Source organism: Streptomyces sp. WAC05374 (assembly GCF_004353505.1).
In the GTDB taxonomy this organism is placed as follows: domain Bacteria; phylum Actinomycetota; class Actinomycetes; order Streptomycetales; family Streptomycetaceae; genus Streptomyces.
In genome coordinates this window covers 119,995-132,782 of record NZ_SMNQ01000018.1, presented here as the reverse complement: position 1 = coordinate 132,782, position 12,788 = coordinate 119,995, and the positions used below count along the sequence as shown (strand labels likewise).

The window sequence follows — 12,788 nt, the reverse complement described above, 5'->3', positions numbered from 1 at the left end:
GACGAAGCGTTCCGCGGTCAGCTCCGGCCGGTTCAGGTAGCCGCGGGCCACGCCGAGGCCGCCGATCCACAGCTCGCCCAGGCTCCCGCGCGGCACCCGCCGCCCCGCCCCGTCCAGCACGTACAGCCGGTTGTTGACCAGCGGCTCACCCAGGGAGACCTCGCCCTCGGTGACGTTCCAGGCCGCCGACCACACGGTCGTCTCGGTCGGCCCGTACATGTTCATCACCCCGCCGCCGCACAGCTCCCGCAGGGTGCGGGCGAGCCCCCGGTCGAGGGCCTCGCCGCCGACGAGCATCCGGTCGAGGCCCTGGATCAGGGAGCGGCCGTCGGCGTCGGCGAGCAGCATGCGGGCCAGCGACGGGGTGCATTGCAGGTGTGTGGGCGCGTAGGGAAGGTAGCCCGCCCAGCTCGCCGGGCCGCCCTGGGCGACCACCACGCGGTAGCCCCGGGTCAGGGTCCACAGCAGTTCCAGCGTGGAGATGTCGAACGACAGGCTGGTCACCGCCAGCCAGGTGTCCCCCGCGCCGCCGCCGACGCGCTCGTCCATCGCCGTGCAGAAGTTCGCGAACTGGGCGTGCTCGAGCTGCACCCCCTTCGGCAGCCCCGTCGACCCCGACGTGTAGATCACGTACGCCAGGTCCGACAGGGACGGCCGTGCTTCCGGCAGCGGGGTGCCGTCCGGGACGTCGGGGAGGTCGTCGATCAGCACGACCCCGGCCGTGGCGTCCACCGGCCGGTCCGAGACCAGGACGGTCAGCCCGCTGTCGCGGATGACGTGCTCCAGGCGCGCCGCGGGGTACTCCGGGTCCAGCGGCACGTACGCGCCACCGGCCAGCCAGGTCGCCAGCACCGCCACCACCAGGTCCGCCGACCGCGGCAGATGGATACCGACCAGGGATTCACGCGTGACCCCCGCCGCCTCCAGCGTGCCGGCCAGGGCCGTGGCACGCGCCACCATCCGCCCGTACGTCAGCTCCTGCTCGCCGCAGACCAGCGCCACCGCGTCCGGGGTGCGCCGGGCCTGCGCCAGCACGCGCTCCAGCGCGGTCGGCCCTTCGGGGCCCGCGGCCTGAAGCCTGCCACCGCGCTCCTCCAGCCACGCCAGCTCGCCCGGCGGGAGCAGGTCCGCCCGGCCGACCGGCCGCCCGGGCTCGGCGAGCAGGGACGGCAGCAGGGTCAGGAACGCGTCCACCAGACGCCGTGCCGCCCCGGGCGCCCACGCCTCCGGCCGGTACTCCAGCTCACCGCGCAGCCCGTCCCCGAACGGCAGCAGGGTCAGCCCGAGATCGGACTTGGCCGCACCGTCCACGTTGCCCGCGAGGCTGCCGTCCGCCGCCAGCCGCCAGAACTCGTTGCCCTGCGCCGCCATCGGCATCGACGCGTAGTTGAACAGGCAGCGGAACAGGGGGTTCTCGTCACCGGTGCGCGGCCCGCCCACGGCCCGGACGACCTCGGTCAGCGGCACCGCCTGGTGCTCCATGGTGCCGCGCACCCGGGCGGCCATCGCGTCGACCAGCTCGCCGAACGCCGGGTCGCCGGTCACGTCGCAGCGCAGCGGCAGCGTGTTCGCCAGGAAACCCACCAGGCCCTCGGCCTCGGGAACCTGACGGTTGGCCCACACCGTGCCGATGCCGAAGTCGTCCTGCCCCGTGACCCGCGCCATCAGCACGGCGAACGCGCTCACCAGCACCGTGTACGGGGTCACCGAACGGGCCGCGGCCAGCGCCTCGACCCCGGACCGCACCCCGGCCGGCACCGTGAAGTGCACCGTGCCGCCCTCGGCGCCCTCGGCCGCGGTGCCAGGACCCGGCGGGAACTCCAGCCGCGGCACCCCCGCGAGCTGCTCCCGGAAGAAGCGGACGCCCTCGTCGAACCGCCCGGACCGGGCGGCTTCCTCCTCCCGGGCGGCGAAGTCGCCCAGGGTGCCCGCCACGGCCGGCTGCTCGGGCCGCGCCCCCGACAGGAACGCGCGGTAGGCGTCGGTCAGCTCGTGCAGCAGCAGCGCGATGGACCAGCCGTCGGTGATGGCGTGGTGCATGGTCAGGCACACGCTCGGCCCGCCGTCGCCGTCGCCGTCCCCGGCGTCCACCACGAGGCAGCGCAGCAGCGTCCGGCCGGAGAGGGCGAACGGCTTGCGCCGCTCGGCGCTCAGCAGCTCCCGGACCTCGTCGGCCGGCAGCCCGGCCGCGTCCCGGTACGTCACCGGTACGGCGACGTCCTCGTGCACCACCTGCACCAGTCGCCCGTCCCGGCTCTCCAGCCCCGTCCGCAGCGCCTCGTGACGCTCCATCAGCCAGGCCAGGGCCGCCTCGAACGCCGCACGGTCCAGGGCGCCGGACAGCCGCAGCGTCATCGTCGCGTTGTACTGGGCGGAGCCGGGGTGGAGCCGGTCCAGGAACCACAGCCGCTTCTGGCCCTCGGTCGCCGGACGTACCGCAGTCCTGCTCACCACCGGCGCGGTGGCAGGCGCGGCGGGTGCGGCGAGGGCGGCGGGTGCGGTGGGCGCGGTGGGTGCCGCCGTGCGCTCCCCGGTGCCGGACAGGGCGTCCAGCAGCCGCTCCGCCAGCGCCACCGGGGTCGGATGGTCGAACGCCACCGTCGACGGCAGCGTCGTGCCGGTCGCCCGGGTGACGCGGCGGCGCAGCTCGACCGCCGTCAGCGAGTCGAGCCCCAGCTCCTGGAACCGCTGCCCCGCGGGCATCGTCGCGGCCAGCCCCAGCACGTCCGTGGCCTCCCGGCGCACCAGCTCCACGAGCGCCTCACGCAGCTCGTCGCCGGTCAGCGAGGCCAACCGCTCCTCCACCCCCCGGCCGGCGGCCGCCGCGCCCGGGGCGACGCGCGCACCCGGCCGCAGCCGGTCGCGCAGCAGGACCGGAAGCTCCGGGCCCGCCGCCCGCCGGTGGAGGGCCGGCAGGTCCAGCTTGACCGGCACCAGGTGGGCGTCGGAGGTGCGCAGCGCGGCGTCGAGCGCCGCCAGGCCCTCGTCCCGGGTCAGCGCACCGAAGCCCTGGCGGCGCATCCGGGCCAGGTCGGCCCGGCCGAGGCTCGCCGTACGGCTGAGCCCCGCCTGCTCCCACAGCCCCCACGACAGGCTCGTGCCCGGCAGCCCCAGGCCACGGCGGTACGCGGCGAGGGCGTCCAGCGCCGTGTTGGCGGCCGCGTACGTGCTCTGGCCGGCCGTTCCCAGCACACCGGCCGCCGACGAGAACAGCACGAACACCGCCGGGTCCAGATCGCGCGTCAGCTCGTGCAGGTGCAGCGCGCTCTCGGTCTTCGCGGCCATGACGCGCGCGAGCCGCTCCGGGCTCTGCGAGGCGAGCAGCCCGTCGTCGACCACCGCCGCCAGGTGGAACACACCGGTCAGCGGGCGCTCTGCCGTGGCGTCCGCCAGGACGGCGGCGACCTCCGCCCGGTCGGCCGCGTCGCAGGCGACCACGTCGACGGTCCGGGCCCCGGCCGCCGTCAGCTCCGCGACCAGCTCGTCCGCCCCGGCGGCCCGGGGGCCGCTGCGGGAGGTCAGTACGAGGTGCCGCACCCCGTACGCGCGCACCAGGTGCGCGGCCACGGCCCGGCCCAGCTCGCCGGTACCGCCGGTGACCAGGACGGCGCCGCCGGGGTCCAGGACCGGGGCGTCACCGCCGGCCCGTGCGACGGCGGCCAGACGCGGCGCGTACACGCGGCCGTCGCGCACCACCAGCTCCGGCTCGCCCGTCACCGCCAGGGCGTCCGCCACGGGGACGTCCGCCCCGGCCGTGTCGATCAGCCGGACCGTACGCTCCGGGAACTCACCGCGCGCCGTGCGGACCAGGCCCCACAGCGACGCCTGGGCCGGGTCACGGGCGTCGTCGCCGGCCGCGCCGGACGTCAGCCACACCAGCTCGTCGTCCGCGTGCCCCGCCAGCAGCCGCTGCAGTTCGGCCAGACCGCGCGTGGCGACCTCGGTGACCGTGCCGGACCAGTCGCGGGCGTCCACGACCAGCCGGGAGACACCGGACGGCGTCCCGGACGCGCGGGGGACGTCCACCTCCCGCAGCTCCACCCGGTGGAGGTGGTCGGGGCGTGCGGCCGCGCGGACCTGCCCCGCCGTGACCTCGCGCAGGCGCAGACGCCCGGAGAGCACCGGGGAGCCGTCGGCACCGGCCGCCCACAGCCGCAGCCCCGTCCCCGAGTCGTCCACGTCGACGCGTACGCGCAGCTCACCGCTGCCCACCGCCCACAGTTCCACGTCCGACCACTCGAACGGGAACAGGACCGGAGCCTGACCCTCGGCCTCGTCACGGGCACCCATGCAGGCGTGCAGCGCGGCGTCGAGCAGCGCCGGGTGGACGCCGTACGCGTCCCCCCGCAGCCCCTCCGGAAGACACACCCGGCCGTACGCCGTGCCGCCGTCCCGCCACAGCTCCACCAGCCCCCGGAACGCCGGACCGTAGTCCAGGCCCCGTTCCTCGAACCGCCCGTAGAAGCCGTCCAGGTCCACCCGCTCGGCCCCGGCCACCGGCCACCGCGCGAGGTCGGGGAAGTCCGCCGCGCCACCAGGGGCGGCACCCGCGGCGCCCAGCACACCCACCGCGTGCCGCGTCCACGCCCCGTCGGCGCCCTCCGGCAGGCTGTGGATCGTCACCGTACGCCGCCCGTCCGCCTCCGCGGCCGATACGGCCACCTGGACGCGCGTGGCGGAGCCGGCCGCCAGCGGCAGCGGCTCCAGCAGCGTCAACTGCGTGACGCCACCCGCCCCCACCTCGGCGGCGGCCGTCAGTGCCAGCTCGAGCATGCCCGTACCCGGCACGATCGCCACACCGAAGGCCGCGTGGTCCACCAGCCAGGGCTGCTCGGCCGCCGACAGACGGCCCGTCAGCAGATGCCCCTCGCCCCCGGCCAGCGGCGTCGTCGCGCCCACCCACGGGTGCGCCGACGACCCGAGGCCCGCCGCACGCACGCCGGTACCGGCACGCCCCGGCTCGGGCTCGGTCCAGTACCGCTCCCGCTGGAACGCGTACGTCGGCAGCTCGACGGGAGGCGCGGCCACCTCCGCGGCCACCTCCGCGCCCGGCACCCGCGACCAGTCGACCGCACACCCCCGCGCGTGCAGCTCACCGAGCCGGCGCAGCACGCCCGCCACGGTGAGGTCCGCGTGCGCGAAGAGGTCGACGACCAGATCGTGACCGTCCCGCGCGAGCCGCTCCAGCTCCTCGCCGTACGCGTCGTCCCGGCCCGTCGCCGCCGAGTCGCCCGCCGCGCCCCCGGCCGCGATCCGGGCGCCCTCCTCGAGCGACATCGAGCCGCCGACGACGGCCGCGACCGTCTCACCGACCCCCCGGCCGACGACCGCCACCGGGTCGACGCCCACGGACGTCCACAGGGCGGCGAGCCCGAGACCCAGCGTGAACAGCGCCGGCCCGGCGGCGTCCGCGCCGCCCTCCGCGTCCCCCGCCAGCACGTCCCGGACCGACCAGCCGGTCAGCGGCCGCAGCGCGGCATCACAGGCCCCGACCGTCTCCGCGAACACCGCCGAGCGGACGAGCAGTTCACGCCCGGCCCCCACCCATCCGGTGCCCTCCGCGTGCTCCGCGCACACGAAGACGGCACCTTCCCGCTCCGCCCCGTCACCGACGACGACACCCTCGCGCTGCGTGCCGTCACCGACGACGACACCCTCGTGCGGCAGCCCCGCCGCCAGCGCCGACAGCGCGCGCACCGCACCGGACACGCTCGCCACGTCCAGCGACGCCCGCACGGGCAGGTGCGTACGGTGCAGGGCGGCCGTCCGCACCACGTGCGACAGCGGTACGTCCGGGTGCCCGGCCAGCCAGTCCGCCCAGCGGCCGGCCTGGGCGCGCAGCGCCCCCTCGCTCTGCCCCGACAGCAGCAACGGCCAGCCGTCGACGGACCCGTCCGGCTCCGCACGGCCACCGCCGTCGTACCGCGGTGCCTCCTCCAGCACCACATGCGCGTTCGTCCCGCTGATGCCGAACGCCGACACACCGGCCCGGCGCGCACGCCCCTCCTCGTACGGCCAGGGCCGCGCCTCCCGCAGCAGGGTCAGGCCGCTCGCCGCCCAGTCGATGTGCGGGCTCGGCACCTCGGCGTGCAACGTCCTCGGCAGCGTCTCGTGCTGGAGCGCCAGCACCATTTTCATCACGCCGACGACACCCGCGGCGGCCTGCGTGTGACCCAAGTTGGACTTGGCCGAGCCGAGGAACAGCCGGTGCTGTCCGAACACCTCGGCCAGCGCGCCCGCCTCGATCGGATCGCCCAGGTTCGTTCCCGTGCCGTGCGCCTCGATGGCGTCGATGTCCGTGGGGGCGAGCCGGGACGCGGCGAGGGCGTCCCGCACGACCCGCTGCTGGGACGGCCCGTTGGGCGCGGTGAGACCGTTGCTCGCGCCGTCCTGGTTCACCGCCGAACCACGGATCACCGCCAGGACACGGTCGCCGTCGCGCTCGGCGGCCGACAGCCGCTTCAGCACGAGCATGCCCACACCCTCGGACCAGCCGGCACCGGCGCCGTCCGCCGAGAAGCTCCGGCACCGGCCGTCCGGCGCCATCGCCTTGAGCCTGCTGAACTCCACGAACGTCGACGGGGTGCTCATCACGGTGACGCCACCGACCAGCGCCAGGTCGCACTCGCCCTGCCGGAGCGAGGCCGCCGCCAGGTGCAGCGCCACCAGGGACGACGAGCACGCCGTGTCGACGGTGACCGCAGGGCCCTGGAGCCCGAGCGCGTACGAGACCCGCCCCGAGATGACACTGGCCGCGTTGCCCGTGCCCACGTAGCCGTTCAGCGCCTCCAGCGCGCCGCCGTTCCGGTCGCCGTAGTCCGACCCCATGGTGCCGATGTAGACGGCGGTGGCACTTCCGCGCAGCGCGCCGGGGCGTATCCCCGCCCGCTCCAGGGCCTCCCAGGCCGTTTCGAGGACGAGCCGCTGCTGCGGGTCCATCGACGCCGCCTCGCGCGGCGAGATCCCGAAGAACGCCGCGTCGAACCGCTCCACGTCGTCGATGAACCCGCCCTCACGGCCGTAACTCTTGCCGACGGCGTCCGGATCCGGGTCGTACAGGTCCATCCCGTCCCAGCGGGACGGCAACGGCCCGATGGCGTCGATCCCCTCGGACAGCAGCCGCCAGTACTCGTCGGGCGTGGTCACACCGCCAGGGAGGCGGCAGGCCATGGAGACCACGGCGATCGGGTCGTCGGAGGCGGCCGCCCCGCGCGCCGGGCCGGGCGCGACGCGCGCCCCGGTCGCCTCCGCCGGCGCCAGCCGGCCGAGGAGCAGACCCGCGACGGCCACAGGAGTGGGGTGGTCGAAGACGAGCGTGGACGGAAGGGCCAGCCCCGTCTCGGCGGAGAGCCGGCGGCGCAGCTCGACCGCCATGAGCGAGTCGAAGCCGATGTCCTTGAACACCTGGTCCTTGCCCACCTGTTCCTTGCCGCCCGTACCGGAGGCCGGCATGCCGAGGACGGCGGCGGCCTCCCGCTGCACGAGCCGGGTCAGGTGGGGCAGACGCTCGGCCACCGGAAGCGCGGCGAGCCGGTCCCGCAGGCCCGAGGGCGTGGCGGAGGTGTCACCGGCGCGCCTGCGGGGGCCACGGACGAGACCGCGCAGGAGCGGCGGGACGCCGTCCTGGCCGTGCAGGGCGGCGAGCTCCAGCCTGGCCGGGACGAGGTGCGCGCACGGGTGCGCCAGGGCCGCGTCGAGGGCCGCAAGGGCCTGGCCGGGGGTGAGGGCGCCGACGCCCTGGCGGCGCAGGCGGGCCAGTTCGGCCCGTCCCAGGGTGGCGGTGAGCCCGGTGCCCGCCTGCTGCCACAGGCCCCAGCCGAGACTGGTCGCGGGGAGCCCCTGGGAGCGGCGGTGGGCGGCCAGGGCGTCGAGGGAGGCGTTGGCGGCGGCGTACGTCGACTGACCGGCGCCGCCGAGGATGCCGGCGGCGGAGGAGAACAGCACGAACGCCGCCAGGTCCAGGCCGAGTTCCTGGCTGAGGTCGTGCAGGTGGCGGGCGCCGTCGGCCTTGGGCGCCCACACGGCGGCCAGACGCTCGGGCGTCTGGGAGGCCAGCAGGCCGTCGTCGAGAACGGCGGCCAGGTGGAAGATCCCGGTCCAGGGCCGGTCGGTGGTGTCGTCGGTGGTGCTGGTGTTGTCGGGGTTGGTGTCGGTGGTGCCGGTGAGCAGGGCGTGGACCTGGTCGCGGTCGGCGACGTCGCACGCGCGGACGTCGACGCTCTCGGCACCGGCGGCGGTCAGCTCGGCCACCAGGTCGCGTGCTCCGGGGGTGTCAGCGCCGCGCCGGGACGTCAGCACCAGGTGCTTGACGCCGTACTCGCGCACGAGGTGCCCGGCCAGCGCACGGCCCAGCTCCCCGGTGCCACCGGTGATCAGCACCCGGCCCCCGGGAGCGAACGCGGGAGCCGCACCGTCCGTACCGCCCGCACCTTCCAGGCGGGCCACCAGGACCTCACCGCCGCGCACGGCGATCTCCGGCTCGTCCGCGGCGAACGGCACCGCGACGGCCTCGTCGACGTCGACCAGCCGGATCACCCGCTCCGCGTGCTCCGCCCGCACCGCACGCAGCAGGCCCCACAGCGGCGCGTGGGCGAGGTCGTCCAGGACGCCGTCACCGGTGTCCACGGCACGACACGTGACCCACGTCAACTCCGCCTGCTCCAGGCGCGGATCGGCCAGGACCCGCTGTACGAGCGTGAGGACGCCGGCGGTCGTCCCGCGTACGTCGCCGGTGGCCCGGTCCGTGGCGTCGACGACGAGGTGCCGGGGCGCCTCGGCGCCCTCGTCCAGTCGGGCGAAGAGGGCGTCGGCCCCCGCGAAGCTCTCGGCGCCCAGGGCGCGCGCGACACGGCCGTCGCCACCGAGAACCCAGACGTCGCCCTCCGGTGCCTCCGCCGGCACCCGGGCCGGCTGGAAGCGGAGGCGGTACAGGTGCTCGGCGGTCGCCGCCGCGGCACGGAGCTGCTCGGGGTCCGCCGTGCGCAACCGGAGCCCGAGGGCGTGCACGACGGGCTGCCCGGCCGGGTCGGTGGCCCACAGGCGCAGCGTGTCGCGCGTGTCGTCGAGATCGATGCGTACGCGCAGCTCGGTGGCCCCGGAGGCGTACAGCTCGACACCGGTCCACTCGAAGGGCAGCACGACAGGGGCGTCCGGATCCCCCTGGACGGCGGCCATCGGATGCAGGGCGGCGTCGAGGAGGGCGGGGTGAATCCCGAAGTCGTCGGCCGTGAGGCCGCCGGGGAGGCGGATGAGCCCGTACGCGGTGCTGCCCTTGCGCCACAGCTCGGTCAGGCCCTGGAACGCCGGCCCGTACTCCAGACCACGGGCGCGGAAGGCGTCGTAGAAGCCGTCCAGCTCCACCCGCTCGGCCCCGGCCACCGGCCACTGCGCCATCTCGGCGAAGGTGCCGGGGGAGTCGGATCGCGCCCGGGCGAGCTCGCCGGTCGCGTGGCGGCGCCAGGAGGACTCCTCGGGAGCGTCGTCGGCACGGCTGAAGAGGGAGAGGGGCCGTCGGCCCTCGGACGTCTCGGCCCCGACGACGACTTGGAGGCGGACGGGGGTGTCCTCGGTGAGGATCAGCGGTTCGAGGAGGGTCAGCTCCTCCACCCGGTCGGCGCCGGTGTGGTGGGCGGCGGCCAGGGCGATGTCGAGCAGCCCGGTGCCCGGGACGAGGACGGTGCCGGACACGGCGTGCTCGGCCAGCCACGGCTGATCGGCGAGCGCGAGGCGGCCGGTGAACAGGTACCCGTCGTCGTCGGCGGTCGCGGTCACCGCGCCGAGCCAGGGGTGCTCGGACGCCCTCAGCCCCACGGAGCGCACATCACCGGTCGCCTTGGCGGCGTCGATCCAGAAACGCTCGCGCTGGAAGGCGTAGGTGGGCAGGTCTGTCAGGAGGGTGCCGGTGTGCTCGCCGAGGACCTGGTTCCAGTCGAGGGTGTGTCCCTGGACGTGGAGCAGGCCGAGGTTGCGGAGCAGTTGGGCGGGGGTGCCGTGGTCGCGGGCGAGGGAGCCGACGACGATGCCGCCGTGCTCGGCGCTGCCGTCGGTCAGCGGCATCGACAGGACCGGGTGCGCGGAGATCTCGACGAAGACGGTGTGACCGTCTTCCAGAAGGCGGTTCAGGGCGCGGTCGAAGCGGACCGGCTCGCGCAGGTTGCGGCACCAGTAGCCGCCGTCCAGCTCGGGTCCTTCGGCGACCTGACCGGTGACGGTCGAGTAGAACGCGATGTCGGTTCGACGGGGGGACAGGGCGGTGAAGTTCTCCGCGAGGCCGGGCAGGAGGGGGTCCATCTGCGCGTTGTGGGAGGCGTAGTCCACGTTGATCTTCCGCGCGTAGACGTCCTTGGCCTGGAGCTCGTCCACGATCCGCGTGATCGCCTCGGCCTCGCCGGAGATGATCGTCGACCCGGCGGTGTTCACCGCCGCGACCGACAGCGCGTCGCCGTAGGGGGCGAGGAACTCCTCCACCACCGCGACCGGCCGCTCGATCAGCGCCATACCACCCTGACCCGCACACGCCAGCACGGCCTGCGAACGCTGAGCGACGATCTGCGCACCCTGCTCCAGAGTCAGAGCCCCGCTCACCACAGCGGCCACGACCTCGCCCTGCGAGTGCCCCACCACGGCGGCCGGCTCGACGCCGAGTGAACGCCACACCGCCGACAGGCCCACGCCCATCGCGAACAGGGCGGGCTGCACCACGTCGACCCGGTCGAACGGCGGGTGATCCCCCTCCTCACCAGCCAGGACCTCACGCACCGACCAACCCGTGAACGGCCGCAGAGCCGCGTCACACGCGTCAATCGTCTGCGCGAACACCTCACTGGACGCGAGCAGTTCACGGCCCATGCCGACCCACTGCGAACCCTGACCCGGGTAGACGAAGACGACCTTCCCGCGCCGCTCGGCGCTCCCGGTCACGACAGCGTCATGCGACCGGCCCTCGGCCAGCGCGGTCAGCGCCTCCACCAGCTCGGCGGAGCCGGCGGCCACCACGCTGGCGCGTGACGCGAAGTGCGTACGGTGCCGGGCCGCCGTCACCGCCACATCCGCCACGCGGACGTCACCACGGTCCGACAGCCAGGACGCCCAGCGCCCCGCCTGCTCCCGCAGCGCCGCCTCGTCACGGCCGGAGACGACCACCGGGTACGGACTGCCATCCGCGACCGGTGTCGCTTCGACCGGCTCAACGGCAGGGGGCTCCTCGATCACGACGTGCGCGTTGGTGCCGCTCAGACCGAACGACGACACGCCCGCCCGGCGCGGACGCGCCTCGTCCCGCTCCCACGACCGGGCCTCCTGCAACAGGGCCAGCCCGCTGCCGTCCCACTCGATCAGCTCACTGGGCTGCTCGGCGTGCAGTGTCTTGGGCAGCGTCTCGTGCTGGAGCGCCAGCACCATCTTGATCACACCGACCACACCGGCAGCAGCCTGCGCGTGACCGATGTTCGACTTCGACGAGCCCAGCCACACCGGACGGTCGTCCGACCGGCTGGGCCCGAACACCTCGGCCAGCGCGCCCGCCTCGATCGGGTCACCCAGCGACGTCCCCGTGCCGTGCGCCTCGATCGCGTCGATGTCCGCAGGCGTCAGCCGGGACGCCTCCAGCGCCGCCTGCACGACCCGCTGCTGGGAGGGGCCGTTGGGGGCGGTCAGGCCCTGGCTGCGGCCGTCCTGGTTGACGGCCGATCCACGGATCACCGCGAGGACCCGGTCGCCGTCGCGCTGCGCGGCCGACAACCGCTTCAGCACCACCACACCGGCACCCTCGGCCCATCCCGCGCCATCGGCCTGAGCGGAGAACGACTTGCAACGCCCGTCCGCCGCCATGCCCTTGAGCCGGGAGAACTCCACGAACAGCGACGGCGCGCTCATCACCGTCACACCACCCGCCAGGGCGAGTTCACACTCACCGGACCGCAGGGCCTGCACCGCCAGATGCACGGCGACGAGTGAGGACGAGCAGGCGGTGTCGACTGTGATCGCCGGGCCCTGAAGACCGAGGGTGTAGGCCACACGGCCCGACACCACACTCGACGCCTTGCCCGTACTCACATAGCCGTCGAGCGCGTCCAGGTCACGGCCCAGATCACCGTAGTCCGAGCTCATCGTGCCCAGATAGACACCCGTCTTGGACTCGCTGAGCGAGTCCGGCCGGATACCCGCGCGCTCCAGGGCCTCCCAGGACGCCTCCAGCACCAGCCGCTGCTGCGGGTCCATCGTGAGCGCCTCACGCGGCGAGATCCCGAAAAAGCCCGCGTCGAAACCCTCGACGTCCTTGATGAACCCGCCCTCGCGGGCGTAGCTCTTGCCGACCGCCTCGGGGTCGGGGTCGTACACGCCCAGGCTGTCCCACCGCGACGGCAGGCCGCCCACGGCGTCGCCACCGGACGCCAGCAGCTCCCAGAACGCCTCCGGGGTGTCGATCCCACCCGGCAGCCGGCACGCCATCGACACCACGGCGATGGGTTCGTATCTCTGCGCCTCCAGATCGGCCGCCCGCTTCTGCAACGCGCGAATCGCAGGCAGCGCGGCTTCCATCCGGTCCTGGTTTGAGATCGACACCATCGAGCCTTCCTGTACGGCCACCGCGAGCAATTCAGCGTCCCGGAGGGACAGACCAGGGACCTGCCCACCCAATTGGCCAAGGCTTGAGCCCCACTTGTCGCGGGCTGGATGACGGGCGTCCGGATAATGCCGAGGAGCGACGCCGCCCGTGCACGGATGGCCGAAATCAACAGCATCCTGAATTCGCTGGCTGAATTTCTTCGAGATCCATTCCGCCTGCC

The 12,788-nt window shown here is 74.7% G+C and carries 1 protein-coding gene; it reads right to left on the bottom strand.

What is annotated here, in order from left to right:
• The coding region (locus E2B92_RS26830; protein WP_443070301.1) for an SDR family NAD(P)-dependent oxidoreductase at positions 1-12,564 on the bottom strand (12,564 nt) is incomplete at its 3' end.
• Positions 12,565-12,788: the final 224 nt, after the last annotated feature.